This window comes from Streptomyces sp. NPDC042336, assembly GCF_055581985.1.
Map to the genome: position 1 here is coordinate 41,200 of NZ_JBVJEA010000010.1, position 23,039 is coordinate 64,238.

Below are 23,039 nucleotides of genomic sequence, written 5' to 3' on the forward strand. Positions count from 1 at the left end.
TCACGTGAAACGCACCCCCGCTGGACTCAGTGCGCGGCGTCGGCGAGGTGCTGGGTGCCGATGCGCTTGCGGAACACCCAGTACGTCCAGCCCTGGTAGAGCAGGACGACCGGTGTGGCGATCACGGCCAGCCAGGTCATGATCTTGAGCGTGTAGGCGCTGGACGAGGCGTTGGTGACGGTGAGACTCCAGTCCGCGTTCAGCGTGGACGGCATGACGTTCGGGAAGAGCGTCAGGAAGAGCATCGCTACGGCGGCCACGATGGTGACGCCGGACAGGGTGAACGACCAGCCCTCACGCCCGGCCTGGTTCGCCATCAGCGCGGCGACCAGGGCGGCGACGGCCACCACGAGGGCGACCAGGCTCTTGGCGTCCCCGCTGTCGGCCTGCGTCCAGAGCAGGAAGGCCAGCGCCAGCACGGCCGTGACCAGACCGACCCGCAGCGCCAGGGTCCGCGCCCGCTCACGGATCTCGCCGACGGTCTTGAGCGCCGTGAACACGGTGCCGTGGAAGGTGAACAGGGTCAGCGTCACCAGGCCCCCGAGAAGGGCGTACGGGTTGAGCAGGTCCCAGACCGAGCCGACGTACTCCAGGTCCCGGTCGATCTCCACGCCGTGAACGATGTTGCCGAAGGCCACGCCCCACAGGAAAGCGGGGATCAGCGAGGTCCAGAAGATCGCCGTCTCCCAGTTGCGCTGCCACTTCTCCTCGGGCCGCTTCACGCGGTACTCGAAGGCGACGCCCCGGACGATCAGGCAGACCAGGATGACCAGGAGCGGGAGGTAGAAACCGGAGAAGAGCGTGGCGTACCACTCGGGGAAGGCGGCGAAGGTGGCCCCGCCGGCCGTGAGCAGCCACACCTCGTTGCCGTCCCACACGGGGCCGATGGTGTTGATCAGGACCCGCTTCTCGGCCCGGTTCCGGGCGAGCAGCTTGGTCAGGACACCGACCCCGAAGTCGAAGCCCTCCAGGAAGAAGTAGCCGGTCCACAGGACGGCGATCAGAACGAACCAGACGTCGTGCAGTTCCATGACTGTGCAGCTCCCTCGGCCTAGTACGAGAAGGCCATCGGCTTGTCGGCGTCACGGGCGTCGCCGCCGATCTTCGTGGGCGGATTGAGGTCGGCCTCGGTCAGCTCGGGCGGTCCCGCCTTCACGTACTTCGCCAGGAGCTTGACCTCGATGACGGCCAGCACGGCGTACAGCAGGGTGAAGACGGACATCGAGATGATGACCTCGGCGGTGGAGACGCCGGGGGAGACCGCGTCGCGGGTCTGCATCACGCCGTAGACCACCCAGGGCTGGCGGCCCATCTCCGTGAAGATCCAGCCCCAGGAGTTGGCGATCAGCGGGAAGGCCATCGTCCACAGCGCCAGCAGCCAGTACATCCGGGTGAGCTTCGCCCCGAGCGGCTTCTTCAGCAGCACCAGCCGCGGGACCTCGTCCTCCCCGGTGCGCAGGGCCGGTGGCAGCAGGAACCGCTTCCGCGTCAGCCACAGGCCCAGCAGGCCGAGCGAGAAGGACGCCATGCCGAAGCCGATCATCCAGCGGAAGCCCCAGTAGGCGACGGGGACGATGGGCTTGTAGTCACCGGGGCCGAACTGCTCCTGGAGGGCCTTGTTGGTGTCGTTGATGCCGGGCACGTAGGACTCGAAGTCGCTGTGTGCGAGGAAGGACAGCAGGCCGGGGATCTCCAGGGCCACCTTGTTGTGTCCCTTGTCGACGTCCCCGTAGGCGAACACCGAGAAGGGAGCCGGCTGCTCGCCGTCCCACAGGGCCTCGGCGGCGGCCATCTTCATCGGCTGCTGCTCGTACATGACCTTGCCGAGGGTGTCGCCGCTGACCGCGGTGAGCAGGCCGCCGACCGCCAGGGTCACCAGGCCGAGCCGGAGCGAGGTCCGCATCACCGGGATGTGCTTCTTGCGCATCAGGTGGAACGCGGCGATACCGACCATGAAGGCGCCGCCCGTGAGGAAGGCTGCCGAGAAGCTGTGGAAGACCTGGTTGAGGGTGGTGTTCTGGGTGAGGACCTGCCAGAAGTCGGTGAGCTCGGCGCGGCCCTTCTCCTCGTTGATCCGGTAGCCGACGGGGTGCTGCATCCAGGAGTTGGCCGCGAGGATGAAGTACGCCGACAGCAGAGTGCCGATCGAGACCATCCAGATGCAGGCCAGGTGGATCTTCTTGGGGAGCTTGTCCCAGCCGAAGATCCACAGCCCGATGAAGGTGGACTCGAAGAAGAAGGCGATCAGCGCCTCGAAGGCGAGCGGAGCGCCGAAGACATCACCGACGAAGCGGGAGTAGTCGGACCAGTTCATGCCGAACTGGAACTCCTGCACGATGCCGGTGACGACACCCATCGCGATGTTGATCAGGAAGAGCTTGCCCCAGAACTTGGTCGCCCTGAGGTACTTCTCCTTCTCCGTGCGGACCCAGGCGGTCTGCAGTCCGGCCGTCAGAGCGGCCAGCGAGATCGTCAGCGGGACGAACAGGAAGTGGTAGACGGTCGTGATGCCGAACTGCCATCGCGCCAGCGTCTCCGGCGCCAGAGCCAGGTCCACGTCGTCACTCTCCTCACATCGCCACACCGCCGTGGTCAGCGGCGGTTTGAGCGCGTTTGTCACACCCAACGCGGGCGCAATCGGGACACGCTTGTGAACGCGTTCACATTCACAAGCAATTATGACCTACTGCTTTTCGACACCGGAAGGGGGGTCCCCTGTGACGTCAACCCCTTCGCCGGATCTTCGGCAGACCGTTGGGTCCGAGGGCCGGGAGCCGTGCTCCCGGCATGCGAAATCGCGGGACGGCGCCTGCCGTCCCGCGATGTGTCGTCCCGTCCCGGTGAGGGCTACAGCTCCTTGCGGAACTCCTCGGACACCTTCAGGAAGATGTCGTTCGCCTCGCTCTCCCCGACCGTCACGCGCACGCCCTCACCCGCGAAGGGGCGGACGACCACGCCGGCCCGCTCACAGGCGTCCGCGAAGGCGAGCGTGCGCTCCCCCAGCCGCAGCCAGACGAAGTTGGCCTGGGTCTCCGGCACCGTCCAGCCCTGCGCGCGCAGCCCGTCGACCACGCGGGTGCGCTCGCACACCAGCGAGCCGACCCGGCCGATCAGCTCGTCCTCCGCGCGCAGCGAGGCGATCGCCGCCTCCTGCGCGATCTGGCTGACCCCGAAGGGCACCGCCGTCTTGCGCAGCGCCGCCGCCACCGGCTCGTGGGCGATCGCGAACCCGACCCGCAGACCTGCCAGACCGTAGGCCTTGGAGAAGGTGCGCAGGACGCAGACGTTGGGCCGCTCACGGTAGAACTCGACGCCGTCCGGGACCTCCGCGTCGCGGATGAACTCGCGGTAGGCCTCGTCGAGGACCACCAGCACATCGCTCGGCACCCGGTCCAGGAACCGCTCCAGCTCGGCCCGCCGCACCACCGTGCCCGTGGGGTTGTTGGGGTTGCAGACGAAGATCAGCCGGGTCCGGTCGGTGATGGCGTCCGCCATCGCGTCCAGGTCGTGCTCCTCGCCCGGGGTCAGCGGCACCTGCACGGACGTCGCCCCGCTGATCTGCGTGATGATCGGGTACGCCTCGAAGGAGCGCCAGGCGTAGATCACCTCGTCGCCGGGGCCCGAGGTCGCCTGGATCAGCTGCTGGGCCACACCGACCGACCCGGTGCCGGTGGCCAGGTGGGCCAGGGGCACCCCGAAGCGGTCCGACAGCTCACTCATCAGCGATGTGCAGGCCATGTCCGGGTACCGGTTGAAGGAGGCTGCGGCGGCCGTCACCGTCTCCATCACGCCCGGCAGGGGCGGATAGGGGTTCTCGTTGGAGGACAGCTTGTAGGCCACCGGGCCCTCGGCCGCGGCGGGCTTGCCCGGCTTGTAGGTGGGAATCCCCTCCAGCTCGGCACGCAGCTTGGGGCTCTTCTCGCTCACCGCAGTCCTCCTCGTGGCCACCACCGGCATCGAATACTCCTCACCCTATGAGGATTCGCCGCCGCTGCGTATAGGGGGGAGCAGACCTCGTCCGTCACACTGGCATCAAGGGCATCAGGGCACGAAGGCGCACGATTCGGGGGGCGCGCCGCACATATATCTACGCGCCGGTGGCTCGCGCCGTGGCGCGCATCCCTCGTGCAGGTGAGTTGAGACCTCTTCGCAACATCCGCCACCCCGCAGGCCCTCACTGGTCAACACGTCAGGTAATGGGGTGGGTCGGTCCAACTGGCTTGCTTTCCAAGGGCGTTCGGCATAAATGATCATGCAGAAACGTGACTGTCAACGCGTGCATATGCGTCCGCACTACCCCACCCCATGAGCCCTACTATCGGCTCGCCATGACAGCAGCAGGGAAGCACCAGGTGAGCCGCGCGGAAACCTCACGTCGAGGCAGCCGGCCGGGCCGGGCGGGCATCAGGGACGTGGCCGCCGCCGCCGGAGTGTCCATCACTACCGTCTCCGACGCCCTCAACGGCAAGGGCCGACTCCCGGATGCCACCCGGCGCCATGTGCGCGAGGTCGCCGACCGGCTGGGCTACCGGCCCTCGGCCGCCGCCCGCACGCTCCGCACCGGCAAGTCCGGACTCATCGGCCTGACCGTGACGACGTACGGGGATGAACCTTTCACCTTCACCGAGTTCGCGTACTTCGCCGAGATGGCGCGCGCCGCCACCTCCGCCGCGCTCGCCCGCGGCTACGCCCTCGTCATCCTCCCGGCGACCTCCCGTCACGACGTGTGGTCCAACGTCGCGCTCGACGGCACGGTCGTCATCGACCCCTCGGACCACGACCCGGTCGTCAGCGAACTGGTCCGCCAGGGCCTGCCCGTCGTCTCCGACGGCCGACCGGCCGGCTCGCTGCCGGTCACCGCCTGGGTCGACAACGACCACGAGGCGGCCGTACTCGGCATCCTCGACCACCTCGCCGACGCCGGCGCCCGCAGGATCGGCCTGCTCACCGGCACCACCACGGACACGTACACCCACCTGTCGACCACCGCCTACCTGCGCTGGTGCGAGCGCGTGGGCCAGGACCCGGTCTACGAGGCCTATCCGGCGCACGACCCGTGCGCCGGCGCGGTCGCCGCCGACCGGCTGCTCGCCCGTCCGGACCGGCCCGACGCCGTCTACGGCCTGTTCGACCCGAACGGCACCGACCTGCTCGCCGCCGCCCGCCGCTACGGGCTGCGCGTCCCCGAGGACCTGCTGCTGGTCTGCTGCAGCGAGTCCACGGTGTACGCCAGCACCGAGCCGCCCATCACGACCCTGTCGCTGAAACCCCGCCGCATCGGCACCGCCGTGATCCAGGTCCTCATCGACGCGATCGAGGGGCTGCACTCCGACCAGCCGGTCGAGCAGGTGATACCGACCGAACTGATCGTGCGCACGTCGTCGCAGCGGCGCCCGCCGCGTACGACGGTCAGTCCGCCGCGGTCGCCGGAGGGCGAGTAGGGCGGGCCCGGGGCGCACGTGCGGGACCGGGGGCCGTACGTACGCCCCCCGGCCGGCGGGCCCCGAGCGGCGGCACACCGCGCGGCGGCACGTCCCGGTCGGAGCGGGGCGCGCGGAGGGGTGGCCAAGGGCGACGACGCGCAACGACCGCACCGCGGAACGACGCGAAACAGGGCGGCGAAGACCACACCCGCCACGTCCGGAACACGGGTGGCCCACGGTCACGGACGGGCGAAGCCAGGCCCAATCGGGGCGAAAGCCGCACCGAACCGGAGTCCTGTCCTGATTCACCACCCCTGGGTCATCACACAGCGCGATCCGCATTCCTATGATGGGCCCACACACCGCGGGCCGCTGCGACCAGGCAGTCCGAAGCGGTGCAGATGCGGCGCGATGGTGGAGGGGTCGATGACTCAGGGGGCCGGTCAGGGACCCGAGGTGGAGCGGACGGCGACGGTACGCGACTTCCGGGTACCCGCGTACGTCCACGAGACCGCTCCGTACGCTGCCCCCGGCACGCACGTGAGTGAGTCCGCGCCGCCCTCCGAGGAGGGGCTCGAGGAGGCCCTGCCCGAGGGCTACACACCCACTCAGCGCGATCTGCCCATCATCCGTCGGGGTGACACGGTTCAGGTCGCGGTCGACCCCGTACCGGCCGCGGTGCAGCAGCCGGCCACCGGCCAGGGCCCCCTGTTCGTCGTCGGCGACGTGCACGGCTACCTCGACGAACTGTTGGCCGCGCTGCGGGAGAAGGGCCTCGTCGACGAGGCCGGCCAGTGGTGCGCGGGCACCTCCCGGCTGTGGTTCCTCGGCGACTTCACCGACCGGGGACCGGACGGCATCGGCGTCATCGACCTGGTGATGCGACTGTCCGCCGAGGCCGCCGCGGCCGGCGGCTACTGCAAGGCGCTGATGGGCAACCACGAACTGCTGCTGCTCGGCGCCAAGCGGTTCGGCGACACACCCGTCAACTCCGGGGCGGGCACCGCCACCTTCCAGGCCGCCTGGCTGCTGAACGGCGGCCAGAAGACCGACATGGACCGCCTGCAGGACCACCACCTGCAGTGGATGGCCCGCCTCGACGCCATGGAAGAGGTCGACGGCCACCTCCTGGTCCACTCGGACGCCACCACCTACCTCGACTACGGCCGCTCCATCGAAGAGGTCAACGACACCGTCCGCGAGACGCTCACGCGCAATGACGCGGAGGAGGTGTGGGACCTGTTCCGCAAGTTCACCAAGCGCTTCTCCTTCCGCGACGAGGGCGGCGCCGACGCCGTGCGCTCACTGCTGGACACGTACGGCGGCACCCGGATCGTCCACGGCCACAGCCCCATCCCCTACCTGCTGGGCGAAGTCGGCTCCGAGGACGGCGAGGACGACACCCGTACCGTGGTCGAGGGACCGCACGTCTACGCGGACGGCCTGGCCATCGCCATGGACGGCGGCGTGACCATGGCCGGAAAGCTGCTGGTCCAGCAACTGCCGCTGGACGCCTGACCCTTCACCGGACGGCGTTTGCGGCGGTGCCGTCCGTACAGAGCGGCACCCAATTTCTGGAAACCCCCTGTCACCCTCCACCGTCACCGCTCTACCATCGGCTTATCCGTAGCAGGCTCCCCTCCGTTTCTGCCCGACGGCTCGTTGACATGCGAGCCCCAAGCCCTACGGAGCATCGGGGGATGCACATGAACAGCGTTCCGCAGCACCTGTCGAACGAGGACCGCCCAGACTACGAGCGGATCCTCGACGAGGCGCTGCGCTCCGCACCACACCGCCCGGAGCTGGCCGCTGTCGGTCAGCGGCTCAACTCCGAACAACTGCGCACCATGGCACTCAACGCCACCGCCCTCATCACGGCGGCGGCCACGACCGAGTACCAGCACTATGTGAAGGTCCGCGAGGAACTGCGCCACCCGGCGCCCTCGGGACCGTCGTCCGCCACGCGCGAATCCGGCTCCGAGGAGCAGGGCACAGGCGCGGGGGGACTCGCCGCCACCATGGGCGAGATGGCCGAGGCGACCGGCGCGGGGGCCGTCGCCGTCGTCGCCGTCCTGGCGCCGGTCCTGGCCGGCACCGCCGCGGCGATATTCCTGCTGGTCGGCTACCTGCTGAAGATGCTCGACCCGGGGCAGACCTTCGCGCAGACCATGCTCACCACGGGATGGGTGTTCGGCGCCGTGACCGCGGTGGCGATCCTCGTCGCCGCGGTGGGGCTGCTGCTCACGGCCCTGCGCAACCGCCCCTCGGCCGAGTCCGGCTTCTACGACGCCCGCGACGAGGAGGTGGCCCGCGCCAGGGATGCCTGGCACGAGGCGCTGCTGGAACGGGGCATCCTGCCCTTCCTGCGGGACGCGCTCAGCGAACCGGGCACGGCGGCACTGCACCGCACGGGACCGGCCACCCCGAGCGGCGGCCGCATGCCGCACCTCGGCTACGGCCGTCCCGGGTTCACGAGTCCCGACGGCGGCCCCGACGCCGGGCCGCGCCCGAGCTACTCGAGCCCGGACTACAGCAGCCCGGACTTCGGTGGCCCGGAACACCGGCCCGAGTAGCCACCGGCACGGGCGGGCAGCGGTTCAGAGGATGCCCGCCCGGCCGGCGGCAGTGATCCAGGACGGGAACTCGGACAGCAGACGGTCGTACAGCTCCGGGTCCGGTACGGTGCCGATGTCGTCGACGGCGAAGAAACCGACGTTGTCGACGCGCCGGCCCGGCAGGGTGTCGAACCGCTCCAGCACCCCGTAGTCGGCCCGCCCGAGCCCCACGAACTGCCAGAAGACAGGCTCCTCCACGGCCTCCCGCAGCTCCCGCTCGATCTCGGCGTTGCGGTAGACACCGCCGTCGGAGAAGAACAGCACCAGGGTGGGGACGGGTGCCGGGTGGTCCCGTACGAAGGCCCGGACCTCTGCGATCACCTTCTGCTCCTCGTTCTGGATGCCGACCGCCCGCATGTCGACCTGGTCGGGGTGCAGACCCTTCTTCCTGCCCCGCCGGAACAGGCTGATCTCCCCGACGCGCACGTGCAGCCGCAGCCACTCGGGCAGCTCGCCCAGGCGCAGGTCCGGCAGGCGCGCCGGGGTGGAGGCGAAGGTCCACGCCTGCATCTCCCCGTCGTCGTCCAACTGCGCCGCGACGGCGGCCATCCGCTCCACTACGTCCGCGACGACGCCCTTGGAGTAGAGGAAGGACATGGACCCGGAAGCGTCCAGTACGAGGATGACGCGTGCGGTGACCCCGGCCGCCCCGTGCTTGCTCAGGCTGACCGCGACCTGCTCCTTGCGCAGGGACAGCCGCTTGCGCATGTCCACGGGCAGGCGGTCCTCGCCCTTGGTGAGACGGGGGCCGGTGGCGGGCGAGGCCGGGGCCGGTGGTGGCACGGGCGTCGCCGGTGGGGTGGGCACCGGGGGAGCTGTCGGCGGGGGCGCCGGAGCAGCCGTCGGCGGGGCGGTGGCCGGGGTCGCGGCCGTCGCCGTCGCCGTCGCCGTCGCCGTCGCCGTCGCCGGGGGAGCGTCCTCGTCCACGGTGATGCCGAAGTCGGTCGCCAGCCCCGCCAGACCGGAGGCGTATCCCTGTCCGACCGCACGGAACTTCCACGTCCCCTGGCGCCGGTACAACTCGCCGCCGACCAGCGCCTTCTCCGTCCCGGCCGTGATGTCGAACCGGGCCAGTTCGGTGCCGGTAGCGGCGTCCAGCAGCCGCAGCGACAGCCCCGGAACCCGGCCGAAGGTGCCGCCGTCCGCCGAGGCGCACAGGACGATGCGTTCGACCGCCGCCTCGACCGACCGCAGATCCACCTCGACGGCATCGGTCGTGACACCCGCGCCGGGGCCGACCCGCTCGCCCAGGTGGCGCACCGTGCCGGATGCGTGGCGGGGCTGGTTGTAGAAGACGAAGTCGCCGTCGTCCCGCACCCGACCGGCCGAGGTGAGCAGCAGCGCGGAGGCGTCGACCTCGGGAACGCCCGGCCCCGCGGACCACACCAGTTCGGCGCGGACCGCGGGGGAGTCGACGGCGACGTTGGCACCCTTGCTCAGGGAGATGGCTGTCATGCGTCCAGTCTGCCGAGCCGGACCCCCGACGGGGAGAGGGCCGACCCCGCGGCTGCCCTGCTCCCCGCGCCCGTGCGCTCAGTCCGCGATCGGCAGGTATACGCGGTTGCCCGCCGCCGCGAACTCCTTCGACTTCTGCGCCATTCCCTCCTCGATCTCGCCCTTGCTGCTCCCGTGCTCCCGGCGAATGTCCTGCGAGATCTTCATCGAGCAGAACTTGGGCCCGCACATCGAGCAGAAGTGGGCCGTCTTGGCGGGCTCGGCCGGCAGTGTCTCGTCGTGGAACTCCCGCGCCGTGTCCGGGTCGAGGGCCAGATTGAACTGGTCCTCCCACCGGAACTCGAACCGGGCGTCCGACAGCGCGTCGTCCCACTCCTGTGCACCTGGGTGACCCTTGGCGAGGTCGGCGGCATGGGCTGCGATCTTGTAGGTGATGACGCCGGTCTTGACGTCGTCACGGTTGGGCAGGCCCAGATGTTCCTTGGGCGTGACGTAGCAGAGCATGGCCGTGCCCCACCAGGCGATCATCGCGGCACCGATGCCGGAGGTGATGTGGTCGTACGCCGGCGCGACGTCCGTCGTCAGCGGGCCGAGCGTATAGAACGGAGCTTCATCGCAGATCTCCTGCTGAAGGTCGATGTTCTCCTTGATCTTGTGCATCGGGACATGTCCCGGGCCCTCGATCATGGTCTGTACGTTGCAACGCTTGGCGATCCGGTTGAGTTCCCCGAGGGTGCGCAACTCGGCGAACTGCGCTTCGTCGTTGGCGTCCGCGATCGACCCCGGACGCAGGCCGTCACCGAGGGAGTACGTGACGTCGTAGGCGGCGAGGATCTCGCAGAGTTCCTCGAAGTTCTCGTACAGGAACGACTCCTTGTGGTGCGCCAGGCACCACGCCGCCATGATCGATCCGCCGCGCGAGACGATGCCGGTCTTGCGGTTCGCGGTCAGCGGTACGTACGCCAGGCGCACGCCCGCGTGGACCGTCATGTAGTCCACACCCTGCTCGGCCTGCTCGATCACGGTGTCCTTGTAGACCTCCCAGGTCAGCTCCTCGGCCCGGCTGTCGACCTTCTCCAGGGCCTGGTAGAGCGGCACGGTCCCGATGGGGACGGGGGAGTCGCGCAGGACCCACTCGCGGGTGGTGTGGATGTTGCGGCCGGTGGACAGGTCCATGACCGTGTCGGCGCCCCACCGGGTCGCCCAGGTCATCTTGTCGACCTCCTCCTCGATGGAGGACGTCACCGCCGAGTTGCCGATGTTGGCGTTGACCTTCACCAGGAACCGCTTGCCGATGATCATCGGCTCGATCTCGGGGTGGTTGACGTTGGCGGGCAGCACGGCACGTCCCGCGGCGATCTCCTCACGGACCACCTCCGGCGAGACGTTCTCCCGGACGGCCACGTACTCCATCTCCGGAGTGACCTCGCCCCGGCGCGCGTACGCGAGCTGCGTCACCGCGTTGCCGTCCCTGCCGCGGCGCGGCTGGCGCGGGCGTCCGGGGAAGACGGCGTCGAGGTTGCGCAGGCCGCCGCGCGGCGAGGTGTGCTTGATTCCGTCGTCCTCGGGACGGACGGGACGGCCCGCGTACTCCTCGGTGTCGCCGCGGGCGACGATCCAGTTCTCCCGCAGCGGGGCGAGACCCCGGCGGACATCGGTGTCGACGAGTGGATCGGTGTACGGGCCCGAGGTGTCGTACAGCGTGACCGACTGCCCGTTGGTGAGGTGCACCTGACGGACCGGCACCCGCAGATCGGGGCGCGAGCCCTCGACGTACGCCTTGTGCCAGCCGATGGACTTCCCGGCCTCCGTGGTCTCCGCGGCGCCCTCCTGAGCGGAGTCCTGCGTGGACTTCTGTGCGGAGTTCTGTGCGGAGGCAGGCGTGCGTGCGTCCTTGATGGTCATGAGACCTACTCCCTACGCCGGCATTACCCGGTAACAGGTTCGGCGGTCGACGCAGCGGATTCCGTCTGGCGGCGCTTCGTGGGATACATCACCCGACTTCGGTGACGTTTCCCGTGAAACATCGCTGGGACGGAGGTCAGCGCCCTCTCAGCCCGGTGCTCCGAGCTCCCGCGTGTACAAAGGTGGCTCCACGCTAACGCCCATTCGGGCGCGGTGAACAGAGGGCCCCCTTTGTTCTTGCGATGATCGGGCGGTGACCACACCGCAGCATCCCTCCTTCCCGCCGCACCGGCCCCGCCGCGGACCGAACGCCGAAGAGGGCGACGGCCGGGCAGCCGGCCACGTCCCCGTCGTCGCCCATGGCGCGAACGACGGCAGATCCGAGGCTGGTCACGGCCCCGGCGCGGGCGGCGGGCACGGTGCGGGAAGCGGGGACGGCGCGGGCGGCGGGCACGGGCACTCGCACGCACACGGACCGGCGGCCCCCGTCTCCCGGCACCTGCGCAAGGTCATCGCCGCGATCCTGATCCCCTTCGCCGCGGCCGTGCTGGTCGGACTCGCGGTGCTGTGGCCGGGCGGCGCACCACCGCACGAACGCACCGGGGTCGGCTTCGACCGCCAGACACAGCAGGCCACCGTCACCAAGGTGGTCGAGCTGAGCTGCCAGTCCGTCAACGCCTCGGGCGGCACCCCGACCGGCGAGACGTCCACCGCCGAGGGCTCCTCGGCGGTGCAGCAGGCGAAGGGCGAGTGCAAGCGGGCGACCATCCGCGTCGACACCGGCGACGACAAGGGCCGTACCTTCGAGGAGATCGTGCAGCCGGACCAGTCACGGCAGTTGCACGAGGGCCAGGAGGTGGTGGTCGCCTACGAGCCCTCCGCCCCCAAGGACCTGCAGTACTCGGTGACCGACATCAACCGCCGGCTCCCCCTGGCGCTGCTCGCGGGCATCTTCGCCCTCGCCGTCGTGGTCGTCGGACGGCTGCGCGGGCTCATGGCACTGGTGTCGCTGGCCATCAGCTTCCTGCTGCTGAACTTCTTCATCCTGCCCGCCATCCTCCAGGGCTCGAACCCCTTGGTCGTGGCGGTGATCGGATCCAGCGCCATCATGCTGATCGCGTTGTACCTGTGCCACGGGCTGTCGGCCCGCACGTCCGTGGCGGTGCTCGGCACCTTGATCTCGCTGTTGCTGATCGGCGTGCTCGGGTCGCTCTTCATCGGCTGGGCCGCGCTCACCGGCAACACGGACGACAACACCGGCCTCATCCACGGTCTGTACCCGTCGATCGACATGAGCGGTCTGCTGCTCGCCGGGGTCATCATCGGTTCGCTCGGTGTTCTCGACGACGTGACGGTCACCCAGACGTCGGCGGTCTGGGAACTGCACGAGGCCAACCCGACGATGGGCTGGCGCGGCCTCTACCGCGCGGGCATCCGCATCGGCCGCGACCACATCGCCTCGGTCGTGAACACGCTCGTCCTGGCCTACGCGGGCGCCGCGCTGCCCCTGCTGCTGCTGTTCTCGATCGCGCAGAGCGGGGTGGGGACGGTCGCCAACAGCGAACTGGTCGCGGAGGAGATCGTGCGGACGCTGGTCGGCTCGATCGGCCTGGTGGCGTCCGTGCCGGTCACCACGGCCCTCGCCGCCCTGGTCGTGGCGGCGGACCGGCCGGCCGAAGGAATGGCCCGGGCGGGGGCCACGGCCGCCGCGGGTCCGGGTGCCCCCGCACGTAGTGGGCGAGGCCGTCGCCGTAAGCGCTGAGGCGCCCGGCGAAGCGTTACGCCACCGCCCCGGAACTGCCGTAACGGTTCAGCCCGCGCTCTGTTCCTCCGCCAGGATGCGATCCAGGGCTTCGTCGAGGTGGCTGTCGAAGTCGGCGAGCGCGCCCTCCTGTCCGAGGGGCACCAGCTTGTCGGTGCGGTCGAGGAAGGCCACGAGGGGCGCGGCCGAGGAACGGAACAGTGCCTGGTCGCTGCCGACCTGAAGGCGGATCAGCACCTCGGCCAGCGGCTCGGGGTCGACCGGTGCGATCCGCACATCACCGTCTCCGCACGGCCGGCCCACCCCGTCGACCAGCAGCTCCCGGCCGAAAGCCCAGGTCACCGGCGCGTCTCCGGGCAGATGGAAGGTCAGACGTACGGCATAGGGATCCCGGGTCTCGTAGCGCAGCTCCACCGGGATGCGGAAAGAGAGCTCCTCGGACACGAGAAAGCTCATCATGACCTCTGCCTGTACGGACTCGCCCATTCGCCTACCCCGTCATTCGCCGTCGACTGTCCGGGAATCAAACCTCTAACACTGGTGGCATCTTGCTCAACGTACACACCAGATCACAAGGAGTGAGTTTTCAGATACTGATAGAGAGCGCGAGCGAGCCCAGACGCCGCCCCACTTCGTGCTGCAGGCGCTGGGCCGCGGGCAGCAGCCGGCCCGCCTGGTGGAGGGGTAGTGAGATGGCCATCGTGGCGGCCGTGGTGCCGACGGTGATCGGGATCGCCGCGCAGACCGTGCCCAGCGCGTACTCCTGACGCTCGATCACCGGGGTCATGCGGCGCATGCGTTCCAGTCGCCTCAGCAGGCTGTGGCCGTCACGCACCGTGTACGGCGTGATCGGCTGCACCGGGTAGCGGTCCAGGTGGTCACGGCGGGCGTCGTCGTCGAGCTGGGACAGCAGGCACTGCCCGATGGCGTGCGCGTGCCCGGTCTCGCGGAAGTCCGCCCACTCCTCGACCGCCGGATTGCCCGGGGTGTCGGAGACGCACATCACCTCGATCTCGCCGTCCCGGTACATGGCGTAGTACACGGGTACACCGATCGCGTCCCGCCAGCGCGCCATGGTGTCCACCACCGTGCTGCGACGTTTCTGCTCGGCCCCGCTGCTGCTCAGCCGCTCGGCGGCCTCGCCGAGGAAGAACAGCCCCTTGTCCCGGCGCAGATAGCCCTCGTGCACCAGCGTGCGCAGCAGGTGGTACGCCGTGGGCAGGGCCAGCCCCGTCTCGCGGGCCAGTTGCTTGGCCGGGGCTCCGTACCGGTGCTCGGCGACGCACTCCAGCAGGCGCATCGCCCGCTGCACGGAGCCGATCAGGGTCGCGGAAGGCGGGTCGGCGGAGGACTGTGCGGTGGGTGTCCCGGGCGTCGAGCAGGGCTGCACGGGAAGGGCGTGCAGCTGAGCGAATGCGGTGTCAGCCGTGGCCAAGGGTCACTCCCGGAACGCGAGGTGGCAGCCGTGCGGAGAACACGGGTGGGGGTGTGCGCCGTTCGCGAGGTCGCCCCCGCCTGGAGTTCCGGACTCTAACCGCCGGTCACCGCTCACCGACGGCCCGTCCGGGAAACTTCCCTCGCCCGAGGGAACCGGTGGTTCCTGTTACCGCCACCGGTGTCCCACGGCTCTCACCAGTCGCTGCGCGACGACGAGCTCGACATGAACTTGCGTACGACGTAGATCAGTCCGCCGACGAGCGCGACGAAGACCAGCAGCTTGAACAGCAGTCCGATCACGAACCCGACCACGCTGGCGATCAGTCCGCCGAACACGACCAGGGCGATGACCGGCACCGCGATCCACTTCACCCACCACGGCAGTCCCGTGAAGATCTCTCGCATCGCCCTTGCCCTTACCTTTCGGGGAGTCCTGGGAAGTCCTCTGACGTCCTGCACTCGACGCTACAGCCGCGAACGCCACGGCAGGGGCCCCGCATCCCCTGTCTCCCCCTGACCGATCCCCTAGGGAACCCCGGGGCCGGGCCTCAGCTCTCCGGTGGAGAGAAGACCACCAGAACCCGCAGGTCCTCGCTGATGTGGTGGAACTTGTGGGCGACCCCGGCCGGGACGTAGACCACGCTGCCGCGGGCGACCTGGGTGGTCTCCATGCCCACGGTGATCGCGGCCCGGCCGCTCACCACGAAGTACACCTCGTCCTGCGCGTGCGGCTTCTGCGGGTCTGTCGTCCCCGCGTCGAGGGCGTACAGGCCGACCGACATGTTCCGCTCCCGCAGGAACTGCAGATAGGCACCGTCGTTGGCGGCGCGCTCCGCCTCCAGTTCGTCCAGCCGGAATGCCTTCATCGCCTCGTCCGCCCCTGCCTCACCGCTCGTGTCCGATCGCGTCTGCCACGATCAGACACATGAAGAATTTCCTAGTCAAGACGATCGCCAACGCGGGCGCCCTCGCGGTCGCCGTGTGGCTGCTCGACAAGATCACCCTGACCGGGGGCAGCACCGGGGAGAAGGCGGTCACCCTGATCGTGGTCGCCCTGGTGTTCGGCCTGGTCAACATGGTGGTCAAGCCGATCGTGCAAGTGCTGACCTTCCCGTTGTTCATCCTGACCCTCGGCCTGTTCACCCTGGTGGTCAACGCCCTGATGCTGTTGCTCACGTCGTGGGTCGCCGACAAGCTCGACGTGAGCTTCCACGTCGACGGGTTCTGGACCGCCGTCCTGGGCGGCCTGATCATCTCGATCGTCTCCTGGGCCCTCAACGCGTTCCTGCCCGACGGGGACTGATTCCGATGACCTACCGCGTCTGTTTCGTGTGCACGGGCAACATCTGCCGCTCCCCGATGGCCGAGGCCGTCTTCCGCGCGCGCGTGGAAGACGCCGGGCTCGACGACCTCGTCGAGGCCGACAGCGCCGGTACCGGCGGCTGGCACGAGGGCGAGGGCGCGGACCCGCGCACCGTGGCCGTCCTGGCGGCGAACGGTTACCGTCTCGACCACACCGCCCGGCAGTTCCAGCAGTCCTGGTTCTCCCGTCTCGACCTGGTCGTCGCCCTCGACGCCGGGCACCTGAGGGCCCTGCGGCGGCTCGCCCCCACGGAGCGGGACGCGGCCAAGGTGCGCCTGCTGCGGTCGTACGACCCCGCTGCCGAGGACGGTGACCTGGACGTCCCGGACCCGTACTACGGGGGCCAGGACGGCTTCGAGGAATGCCTTGAGATGGTGGAGGCGGCGAGCACCGGACTGCTCGCCGCGGTACGCGAGCAAGTGGAAGGACGGGCGGCATGAGCGATTCCGCTACGAACGACAGGGCCAACGCGGGCACGGAGAGATCCGCTTCCGGCCCCGGTGACGGCACACGCGCGGTGCGGGCCGGGCTGCCCGAACCCGTCAAGCACGAGCCCACCCTGCCCGGGCCGGTGTTCGCCGCCCACTTCCACCTGCCGGGCGACCCGACCGGCCCGTACACCTACGGCCGCGACGAGAACCCGACGTGGACCCGTCTCGAGAGCGCCATCGGCGAGCTGGAGGCGCCTGGAGAGGCCGGCGTGGAGACACTGGTCTTCGCCTCGGGCATGGCCGCGATCTCCTCGGTGCTCTTCTCCCAGCTGCGCGCCGGCGACACCGCCGTCCTGCCCGACGACGGCTACCAGGCGCTGCCGCTGGCCCGCGCGCAGCTGGAGGCGTACGGCATCGAGGTGCGCACCGCGCCGACCGGCCAGGACGCCCAGCTGGACGTCCTGGACGGGGCGAAGCTGCTGTGGATCGAGACGCCGTCGAACCCTGGGCTCGACGTGTGCGACGTACGGCGGCTGGTCGAGGCGGCGCACGCGCGTGGCGCCCTGGTCGCCGTCGACAACACCCTCGCCACCCCGCTCGGACAGCGCCCGCTGGAGCTCGGCGCCGACTTCTCGGTGGCCAGCGGCACCAAGCAGCTCACCGGCCACGGTGACGTCCTCCTCGGCTACGTGGCCGGCCGCGACCCCGGGGCGATGGCCGCCGTACGGCGCTGGCGCAAGGTCGTCGGTGCGATCCCCGGCCCCATGGAGGCCTGGCTCGCGCACCGCTCGATCGCCACCCTCCAGCTGCGCGTGGACCGGCAGGACGCCACCGCGCTCAGGGTGGCCGAAGCGCTGCGGGCGCGGCCCGAGATCACCGGCCTGCGGTACCCCGGGCTGCCCGACGACCCGTCCCACAAGGTCGCCTCGCAGCAGATGCTGCGCTACGGCTGTGTCGTCTCGTTCACGCTGCCCTCGCGCGCGCGTGCCGAACGGTTCCTCGACGCCCTGCACCTCGTCGAGGGCGCGACGAGCTTCGGCGGGGTGCGGTCCACCGCGGAGCGGCGTGGACGCTGGGGCGGCGACGCGGTGCCGGAGGGCTTCATCCGGCTCTCGGTCGGCGCGGAGGACCCGGACGACCTCGTGGCGGATCTGCTGCGTGCCCTGGACGAAACGGCGGACTGAGGCCGGCGCACGGACGGTCCGAGCCTCCCCCCTCGTGGCTCGGACCGTCCTCCGGTTCCGCGCGCGAAGAACCGCGCGACCAAGGCTAGTTGACTCAGTGTCAGTGTCCAATCACAGTAGCGACAGCGACCTATCGACATATTTATAGTTGGGCGCGGCTGGGGGCGGGAGAAGAACGGAAGAGAAGAACGGAAGAGGGGACGGGTAGCCGTGGATCTGGCCTTGCTCCGCACCTTCGTCACCGTGCACCGTGCCGGTTCCTTCACCCGCGCCGCTGCTCTGCTCGGCCTCTCCCAGCCCGCCGTCACCTCGCAGATCCGCACACTGGAGCGCCAGCTCGGCCGCCCGCTGTTCCTTCGGCAGGCCCGCGGTGTGACCCCGACGACCATCGGTGACGAGCTCGCCCACAAGACCGCACCGCATCTCGACGCCCTGGTGGAGATCGCCGAGACCGGGCTGACGGACGACTCCTCCCTGCGCACCCTGCATCTGGCCGGACCACCCGAGTTCACCGCCGAACGGGCGCTGCCCGTGCTCACCGAGCTCACCGGCGACGACGGCCGCGCCTTCGCCCTGCGCGCCTCGTTCGGGACCGCCGAGGAGACCCTGGAAGGACTGTCTGCCGGACATCACGATCTGGCCATCGGCACGGCCCGCCCCCGCGGCGCGCTGCTCACGGCGACTCCGCTCTGCGACGAGGTGCACGTCCTGGTGGCGGCGCCCCACTGGGCGGAGCGGGCGGGCGTCGAAAAGCTCCGCGACACCGATGCGCCCGCTCTCCGGCACGTCCCCGTGGTGGAAGTGCACGAGTCGCTGCCCTTCGTGGCCCGCTACTGGGCCTCCGTCTTCGACGCCCGGCCGTCCGCCCCGGCCACGGTCGTCGCCCCCGACCTGCGTGCGGTCCTCGCCTGCACGGTCGCGGGCGCGGGGCTCGCCGTCCTGCCCCGCTATCTGTGCGCTGATGTGCTGGAGCGCGGGGACGTCGTCGCCCTGCACGATCCGCCGGTGCCGCCGCTGCGGACGTACTTTCTGGTGGTGCGCACCGGCACGTTGGCGATGCCGCACATCGCGCGGGCCCACGAGTGGCTGCTGCACGCGGCCGCCGACTGGAACTGAGTCTGCGCACTCTCGAACCGGGCACGCGTCACGATGTTTCACGTGGAACCAGCCGGGCCACATTTCTCCCATGACCGTCCGACCCGTGGTCAAGCGCACCGCTCGTGCCGTCCTGCTGGACGGCGACCACCTGATCCTGATCAAGCGGACCAAACCCGGCGTCGATCCGTACTGGGTCACTCCCGGCGGCGGGGTGGAGCCGGACGACACCACCGTCGTGGACGCCTTGCACCGCGAGGTGTACGAGGAACTCGGCGCCAAGATCAGCGACGTGGTCCCCTGCTTCGTGGACACCGTGGAGCACATCGGTGAGGACGGCGGCGCGACCGGCGTGAAGGTGCAGTACTTCTTCGTCTGCCACCTGGAATCCATGGACCCGTCCCTGCGGCACGGTCCCGAGATCGAAGAACCCGCCGGTGAGTACGAGATCGTCAGAGTGCCGTTCACCCGGGTCGGGATCGCCTCCGTCCACCTCGTTCCGCTGTCGCTGCGGCATTACCTGGACGGCAACATCGAGGGTGTGCGCGCCCTGCACGCCCCCGACCTCGGCTGAACCGGCATGGCCGAAAGCCCGCATGTTTCCCGGGAAAGCGGTGGACGCGGACGGCCACCGTCGGACAGCCTGACCTGCGTGCCGACACCTTTCCTCGCCTCTGCTCCGATCCGCCGTCTGACGCTCCGCGATCTCACCGCCTGCGCCGACCTGTCCGAGGACCGGGGGTGGCCACGCGAGGAGCACAAGTGGGGGTTCCTCCTGACGGCCGGGAAGGGGTACGGCATCGACGACCCCGGCGGTGGTCTCGTCGCCGCCTGCACCGTCACCGAGTACGGACCGCAGGAGCGCCCCGCGCTCGCCGGCATCGGCATGGTACTGGTCGCCGAACGGCACGCCCGCCAGGGCGTCGGACGCCGTCTGATGCGCCACATCGTCTCCGGCCTGGGCACCGTTCCGCTGACCCTGCACGCGACGCCTTACGGCCGGCCGCTCTACGAGGAGCTCGGCTTCAAGGTGACGGGCGGGGCGGAGATGGTGCGCGGCCGTTTCGTCCCGGGCGGGCCGGAACCGAAACCCTTCACGCGTGCGGCCACCGCCGAGGATCTGCCCGCGATCCTCCGGCTCGACGAGGAGGTGTTCGGCGCGGACCGCACCCACATCGTCACGCGGCTGCCCGCCTTCGCCGACCAGCTGCGCGTCGCCGAGGCGGACGGCCGGATCATCGGGTACGCCGCGGCCTGGCCGAACATGGACACCCACGTGGTGGGCCCGCTGATCGCCCGTGACACCGAGACGGCCAAGGCCCTGATCGGCTCGCTCGCCACCCGCACCGACCGACCGCTGCGCACGGACATCGACGTACGGCACGAGGAACTGCTGGCGTGGGTGAAGGAGCGCGGCCTCGCCGGGGTCTCACGCAACGCGGTCATGACCTATGGGATCACCGAGCTGCCCGGGGACTGGTCCCGGCGCTTCGCCCCGCTGACGGTGGCGGCGGGCTGACCCCGGGACAGCCCCGCCGTCGGCGAAAGCCGCGGGTCAGGCGAGCGCCCGCACAGCGGCCGAGGCGAAGCCGTGGTCCTGCTCGGGCGCGCCGCCGCCCACTCCGATCGCTCCGATCAGTCGGCCCTCCCGGTGCACGGGCACGCCGCCGGCGATGAACAGCAGCGGCCGGTCGAGGGCGGTGGGCAGGGTGTGGAAGGGACCTCCGGGCTGCACGGCGTCGACGAGGTCAGCGGTGGGAGCGTTCAGCTGGAGCGCCGTGTAGGCCTTGCGCGTGCTGGTCTCGCCGGAGATCAGCACGGCGCGGTCGTCGCGCCGGAAGGCAAGCAGGTGGCCACCGGCGTCGAGGACGGTGACACTGACGGTGACGTCGGCCGCCTCGGCGGCGCGGTGGGCCGCGGTGACGAGGTCTTCGGCGTCCTGGATCGTCAGCGGGGCGACGGCGGTGGTGCTCATGGGTGCGGCGGTGCTCATGGGTCTTTCTCCTTGGTGATGGTTCAGTGGTGGAGGGCGGCGGCCCGCTCCTCGGCGGGCACGGAATCCGCGACGACCGTGCCCGGAGCACTCCCGCGCCGTTCCAGGGCGGCCGAGAGGACGGCGAGGACCAGCGCAGCCGCGGCAAGTACGGCGCCGACCCAGTTGGGTGCGGTGTAGCCGAAGCCCGCGGCGATGACGACGCCGCCGAGCCAGGCGGAGAGCGCGTTGCCCAGGTTGAAGGCACCGATGTTCACCGCGGAGGCCAGCGTCGGAGCGCCGTGGGCGTGGTCCAGGACGCGCTTTTGCAGCGGAGGAACGGTGGCGAAGCCCAGGGCCCCGATCAGGACGACGGTCACGGCGGACGCGATCTTGTCGTGCGCGGTGAGGGTGAAGAGGGCGAGGACGACGGAGAGCGCGCCCAGGGAGATGTACAGCATGGGCATCAGGGCACGGTCGGCGAACCGGCCGCCGACGAGATTGCCGCCCACCATGCCGAGGCCGAAGAGGACCAGCAGCCAGGTGACCGAGCCATCGGCGAAGCCGGCGACATGGGTCATCATCGGCGCGATGTAGGTGATGGCCGCGAAGACCCCGCCGAAGCCGAGGACGGTCATGGCCATAGCGAGCAGGACCTGCACGTTCTTGAACGCGGCCATTTCGTGGCGCAGCCGTACGCCTTCGGCCCTGGGCACGTCGGGGACCAGCTTGGCGACTCCGGCCAGGCCGACCACTCCGAGCGCGGCGACGAGGGCGAAGGTGACGCGCCAGCCGGCGGACTGCCCGATCAGCGTGCCCAGCGGGACGCCGACGACATTGGCGACGGTCAGGCCGGTGAACATCATCGCGATGGCACCGGCCTTCTTGTGCGGAGCGACCAGACCGGCCGCGACGACCGACCCGATGCCGAAGAAGGCGCCGTGGGCGAGCGAGGCGATCACGCGGCCGATCAGCATGACGGAGAAGGCGGGGGCGAGGGCGGAGACCAGGTTGCCGACGATGAACAGCCCCATCAGCAGCATCAGCATCCGCTTGCGAGGAACCTTGGTGCCGAGCACGGTCATCAACGGGGCGCCGAGCATGACACCGAGCGCGTATCCGGTCACCAGATAACCGGCGGTGGGGATGGAGACCCCGTAGTCGCTCGCGACCTCGGGCAGCAAACCCATGATCACGAACTCGGTCGTTCCGATCCCGAAGGCCCCGATCGCGAGGGCCAGAAGCGCGAGAGGCATGGAGGGGTACACCTTCCCAGGTAATTGCAGGGGCGCTTTACGATCGGCCACAATACTTGCATACGCGGGTTATCTGCAAGCGCTGACAATTGCGGCGCTGGTCTACCCTGGTCTCAGCCGCTCCTGGACGGAGGAACCACATGACAGCGACAGACCCCGCGCTCACCGCCCTCTCCCAGGGCTGGTGCGCCCTCTCCCTGCTGCACGGAAGGATCGAGGCTCACATCGAGCGCGCTCTGCAGGCTGGGCACGACCTGAGCGTGCGCGAGTACTCCCTGCTCGACGTGCTCAGCCGACAGCACGACGGCGACGGGGGGCATCTGCAGATGAAGCAGGTCGCCGACGCCGTCGTCCTCAGCCAGAGCGCGACCACCCGGCTGGTCACCCGGCTCGAGGACCGGGGCCTGCTCGAGCGCTACCTGTGCCCCACCGACCGGCGCGGCATCTACACCAACGTCACCGCGGCGGGCCTGCGGCTGCTGGACGAGGCGCGGCCCACCAATGACGCCGCCCTGCGCGAGGCCCTCGACGAGGCGGCCACCAACCCCGACCTGGCACCGCTGGTCCGGGCGGTGGAGACCCTGAAGGCGCCGGTGCCCGCCTAGAGCGTATCTAGAGTGCAGGCATGGGAGATCTCGAAATACGCCCCACTGCCGCCGAGGACATTCCGGCGGTCGTCGCGATGCTCGCCGACGACCCGCTGGGCGCACAGCGCGAATCACCGGACGATCTGGAGCCGTACCTGGCCGCGTTCGAACGACTCAGGGCCGACCCGAACCAGCAGCTGGTGGTGGCCGTCCGCGACGACCGTGTCGTCGGCACGCTCCAGCTGACGGTCGTCCCGGGACTGTCCCGACGCGGCGCCGTCCGTTCGATCATCGAAGGTGTGCGCATCCACGGCGACGAACGTGGCAGCGGACTGGGTACCCAGCTCATCGAGTGGGCGATCGAGGAGTCCCGGCGGCAGGGATGTCACCTCGTGCAGCTCACCTCCGACAGGACCCGTACCGACGCCCACCGTTTCTACGAGCGTCTCGGCTTCGCCGCCTCGCACACGGGCTTCAAGCTCCAGCTCTGAGTGCGGGGGCTGACGCCGCCCTCCCCCAACGGCGCGCGGCCCTGTTTCACGTGAAACAGGGCC

General features: G+C 70.0%; 23 protein-coding genes. 12 read left to right on the forward strand and 11 right to left on the reverse strand.

Annotated features, from left to right (window positions below):
• Positions 1–26: 26 nt before the first annotated feature.
• The 3 genes from cydB to hisC form a co-directional block, all read right to left on the reverse strand.
• Entirely contained in the window at positions 27–1,031 is a 1,005-nt protein-coding gene (gene cydB, locus ACZ6IM_RS21940; protein ID WP_052836824.1) for a cytochrome d ubiquinol oxidase subunit II, read from the reverse strand.
• A gap of 20 nt (positions 1,032–1,051) precedes the next feature.
• On the reverse strand, positions 1,052–2,557 hold the full coding sequence (locus tag ACZ6IM_RS21945) for a cytochrome ubiquinol oxidase subunit I (RefSeq protein ID WP_469558353.1): 1,506 nt from the start codon (positions 2,555–2,557) through the stop codon (positions 1,052–1,054).
• 290 nt (positions 2,558–2,847) lie between these two features.
• Entirely contained in the window at positions 2,848–3,927 is a 1,080-nt protein-coding gene (gene hisC / locus ACZ6IM_RS21950; RefSeq protein ID WP_469558356.1) for a histidinol-phosphate transaminase, read from the reverse strand.
• A gap of 401 nt (positions 3,928–4,328) precedes the next feature.
• Here hisC and ACZ6IM_RS21955 point away from each other — a divergent pair, with 401 nt between their 5' ends.
• The 3 genes from ACZ6IM_RS21955 to ACZ6IM_RS21965 all read left to right on the forward strand — a co-directional run bounded on the left by ACZ6IM_RS21955 (position 4,329) and on the right by ACZ6IM_RS21965 (position 7,996).
• On the forward strand, positions 4,329–5,441 hold the full coding sequence (locus ACZ6IM_RS21955) for a LacI family DNA-binding transcriptional regulator (protein WP_003975000.1): 1,113 nt from the start codon (positions 4,329–4,331) through the stop codon (positions 5,439–5,441).
• A gap of 393 nt (positions 5,442–5,834) precedes the next feature.
• Positions 5,835–6,941, forward strand: coding sequence for a Ser/Thr/Tyr protein phosphatase SppA (gene sppA, locus ACZ6IM_RS21960; protein WP_469558359.1), 1,107 nt, complete (start codon positions 5,835–5,837; stop codon positions 6,939–6,941).
• 182 nt (positions 6,942–7,123) lie between these two features.
• Complete coding sequence (locus ACZ6IM_RS21965) at positions 7,124–7,996, forward strand: hypothetical protein (protein ID WP_052836819.1); 873 nt, start codon at positions 7,124–7,126, stop codon at positions 7,994–7,996.
• Between the two features lie 24 nt (positions 7,997–8,020).
• Here the strand turns inward: ACZ6IM_RS21965 and ACZ6IM_RS21970 are convergent, their stop codons facing one another.
• Both ACZ6IM_RS21970 and thiC read right to left on the reverse strand, forming a co-directional pair.
• On the reverse strand, positions 8,021–9,493 hold the full coding sequence (locus ACZ6IM_RS21970; RefSeq protein WP_469558362.1) for a VWA domain-containing protein: 1,473 nt from the start codon (positions 9,491–9,493) through the stop codon (positions 8,021–8,023).
• A gap of 78 nt (positions 9,494–9,571) precedes the next feature.
• Positions 9,572–11,398 carry a phosphomethylpyrimidine synthase ThiC gene (thiC, locus tag ACZ6IM_RS21975; RefSeq protein WP_469558364.1) on the reverse strand — a complete coding sequence of 609 codons (1,827 nt, stop codon included), beginning with the start codon at positions 11,396–11,398 and terminating at the stop codon, positions 9,572–9,574.
• 253 nt (positions 11,399–11,651) lie between these two features.
• On the opposite strand from thiC, the gene ACZ6IM_RS21980 reads away from it, so the two are divergent.
• Positions 11,652–13,160 carry a YibE/F family protein gene (locus ACZ6IM_RS21980; protein ID WP_469558367.1) on the forward strand — a complete coding sequence of 503 codons (1,509 nt, stop codon included), beginning with the start codon at positions 11,652–11,654 and terminating at the stop codon, positions 13,158–13,160.
• 48 nt (positions 13,161–13,208) lie between these two features.
• Here the strand turns inward: ACZ6IM_RS21980 and ACZ6IM_RS21985 are convergent, their stop codons facing one another.
• The 4 genes from ACZ6IM_RS21985 to ACZ6IM_RS22000 all read right to left on the reverse strand — a co-directional run bounded on the left by ACZ6IM_RS21985 (position 13,209) and on the right by ACZ6IM_RS22000 (position 15,463).
• Positions 13,209–13,646 carry an SsgA family sporulation/cell division regulator gene (locus ACZ6IM_RS21985; protein ID WP_007388906.1) on the reverse strand — a complete coding sequence of 146 codons (438 nt, stop codon included), beginning with the start codon at positions 13,644–13,646 and terminating at the stop codon, positions 13,209–13,211.
• Between the two features lie 100 nt (positions 13,647–13,746).
• Positions 13,747–14,472 (reverse strand): helix-turn-helix domain-containing protein, encoded by a 726-nt coding sequence (locus tag ACZ6IM_RS21990; RefSeq protein WP_052836929.1) that lies wholly within the window; start codon positions 14,470–14,472, stop codon positions 13,747–13,749.
• A 317-nt stretch (positions 14,473–14,789) separates the two neighbouring features.
• Positions 14,790–15,002: a DUF5326 family protein gene (locus ACZ6IM_RS21995; RefSeq protein ID WP_007388908.1), complete on the reverse strand. Its 213-nt coding sequence runs from the start codon at positions 15,000–15,002 to the stop codon at positions 14,790–14,792.
• 143 nt (positions 15,003–15,145) lie between these two features.
• Positions 15,146–15,463: a cupin domain-containing protein gene (locus ACZ6IM_RS22000; protein WP_003975009.1), complete on the reverse strand. Its 318-nt coding sequence runs from the start codon at positions 15,461–15,463 to the stop codon at positions 15,146–15,148.
• A 59-nt stretch (positions 15,464–15,522) separates the two neighbouring features.
• Between ACZ6IM_RS22000 and ACZ6IM_RS22005 the strand changes: the two genes are divergently transcribed.
• From ACZ6IM_RS22005 to ACZ6IM_RS22030, 6 genes are all read left to right on the forward strand, one after another.
• The gene (locus ACZ6IM_RS22005; RefSeq protein ID WP_030189029.1) at positions 15,523–15,900 is read left to right on the forward strand and encodes a phage holin family protein; all 378 of its coding nucleotides are present in this window, start codon (positions 15,523–15,525) and stop codon (positions 15,898–15,900) included.
• A gap of 5 nt (positions 15,901–15,905) precedes the next feature.
• Positions 15,906–16,400, forward strand: a complete 495-nt coding sequence (locus ACZ6IM_RS22010) for a low molecular weight protein-tyrosine-phosphatase (protein WP_052836815.1) — start codon at positions 15,906–15,908, stop codon at positions 16,398–16,400.
• Positions 16,397–17,575: a cystathionine gamma-lyase gene (locus ACZ6IM_RS22015; protein ID WP_052836814.1), complete on the forward strand. Its 1,179-nt coding sequence runs from the start codon at positions 16,397–16,399 to the stop codon at positions 17,573–17,575. Before ACZ6IM_RS22010 ends, ACZ6IM_RS22015 begins: the two co-directional genes overlap by 4 nt.
• A 210-nt stretch (positions 17,576–17,785) precedes the next feature.
• Complete coding sequence (locus ACZ6IM_RS22020) at positions 17,786–18,691, forward strand: LysR family transcriptional regulator (RefSeq protein WP_052836813.1); 906 nt, start codon at positions 17,786–17,788, stop codon at positions 18,689–18,691.
• A gap of 70 nt (positions 18,692–18,761) precedes the next feature.
• Positions 18,762–19,244 carry an NUDIX domain-containing protein gene (locus tag ACZ6IM_RS22025; protein ID WP_052836812.1) on the forward strand — a complete coding sequence of 161 codons (483 nt, stop codon included), beginning with the start codon at positions 18,762–18,764 and terminating at the stop codon, positions 19,242–19,244.
• A 78-nt stretch (positions 19,245–19,322) separates the two neighbouring features.
• Entirely contained in the window at positions 19,323–20,189 is an 867-nt protein-coding gene (locus ACZ6IM_RS22030) for a GNAT family N-acetyltransferase (protein WP_052836811.1), read from the forward strand.
• Between the two features lie 36 nt (positions 20,190–20,225).
• On the opposite strand, the gene ACZ6IM_RS22035 is transcribed toward ACZ6IM_RS22030, so the two are convergent.
• A complete protein-coding gene (locus ACZ6IM_RS22035; protein WP_052836928.1) occupies positions 20,226–20,645 on the reverse strand; it encodes a heme-binding protein in 420 nt (139 codons plus the stop codon).
• Positions 20,646–20,686: 41 nt separating this feature from the next.
• Positions 20,687–21,898 carry an MFS transporter gene (locus ACZ6IM_RS22040; RefSeq protein WP_052836810.1) on the reverse strand — a complete coding sequence of 404 codons (1,212 nt, stop codon included), beginning with the start codon at positions 21,896–21,898 and terminating at the stop codon, positions 20,687–20,689.
• Between the two features lie 140 nt (positions 21,899–22,038).
• Between ACZ6IM_RS22040 and ACZ6IM_RS22045 the strand changes: the two genes are divergently transcribed.
• Both ACZ6IM_RS22045 and ACZ6IM_RS22050 read left to right on the forward strand, forming a co-directional pair.
• On the forward strand, positions 22,039–22,503 hold the full coding sequence (locus tag ACZ6IM_RS22045) for a MarR family winged helix-turn-helix transcriptional regulator (RefSeq protein ID WP_052836809.1): 465 nt from the start codon (positions 22,039–22,041) through the stop codon (positions 22,501–22,503).
• 20 nt (positions 22,504–22,523) lie between these two features.
• Entirely contained in the window at positions 22,524–22,976 is a 453-nt protein-coding gene (locus ACZ6IM_RS22050) for a GNAT family N-acetyltransferase (protein ID WP_052836808.1), read from the forward strand.
• The last annotated feature ends 63 nt before the right edge of the window (positions 22,977–23,039 follow it).

Coding starts and splice junctions, on each gene's coding strand:
- sppA (WP_469558359.1), top strand. CDS start 5,835: ATGGTGGAGGGGTCGATGACTCAGGGGGCCGGTCAGGGACCCGAGGTG.
- ACZ6IM_RS22015 (WP_052836814.1), top strand. CDS start 16,397: ATGAGCGATTCCGCTACGAACGACAGGGCCAACGCGGGCACGGAGAGA.
- cydB (WP_052836824.1), bottom strand. CDS start 1,031: ATGGAACTGCACGACGTCTGGTTCGTTCTGATCGCCGTCCTGTGGACC.
- ACZ6IM_RS22000 (WP_003975009.1), bottom strand. CDS start 15,463: ATGAAGGCATTCCGGCTGGACGAACTGGAGGCGGAGCGCGCCGCCAAC.
- ACZ6IM_RS21970 (WP_469558362.1), bottom strand. CDS start 9,493: ATGACAGCCATCTCCCTGAGCAAGGGTGCCAACGTCGCCGTCGACTCC.
- ACZ6IM_RS22010 (WP_052836815.1), top strand. CDS start 15,906: ATGACCTACCGCGTCTGTTTCGTGTGCACGGGCAACATCTGCCGCTCC.
- ACZ6IM_RS21965 (WP_052836819.1), top strand. CDS start 7,124: ATGCACATGAACAGCGTTCCGCAGCACCTGTCGAACGAGGACCGCCCA.
- ACZ6IM_RS22040 (WP_052836810.1), bottom strand. CDS start 21,898: ATGCCTCTCGCGCTTCTGGCCCTCGCGATCGGGGCCTTCGGGATCGGA.
- ACZ6IM_RS21955 (WP_003975000.1), top strand. CDS start 4,329: ATGACAGCAGCAGGGAAGCACCAGGTGAGCCGCGCGGAAACCTCACGT.
- ACZ6IM_RS22045 (WP_052836809.1), top strand. CDS start 22,039: ATGACAGCGACAGACCCCGCGCTCACCGCCCTCTCCCAGGGCTGGTGC.
- ACZ6IM_RS21985 (WP_007388906.1), bottom strand. CDS start 13,646: ATGGGCGAGTCCGTACAGGCAGAGGTCATGATGAGCTTTCTCGTGTCC.
- thiC (WP_469558364.1), bottom strand. CDS start 11,398: ATGACCATCAAGGACGCACGCACGCCTGCCTCCGCACAGAACTCCGCA.
- ACZ6IM_RS22025 (WP_052836812.1), top strand. CDS start 18,762: ATGACCGTCCGACCCGTGGTCAAGCGCACCGCTCGTGCCGTCCTGCTG.
- ACZ6IM_RS22035 (WP_052836928.1), bottom strand. CDS start 20,645: ATGAGCACCACCGCCGTCGCCCCGCTGACGATCCAGGACGCCGAAGAC.
- ACZ6IM_RS22005 (WP_030189029.1), top strand. CDS start 15,523: ATGAAGAATTTCCTAGTCAAGACGATCGCCAACGCGGGCGCCCTCGCG.
- ACZ6IM_RS21995 (WP_007388908.1), bottom strand. CDS start 15,002: ATGCGAGAGATCTTCACGGGACTGCCGTGGTGGGTGAAGTGGATCGCG.
- ACZ6IM_RS22050 (WP_052836808.1), top strand. CDS start 22,524: ATGGGAGATCTCGAAATACGCCCCACTGCCGCCGAGGACATTCCGGCG.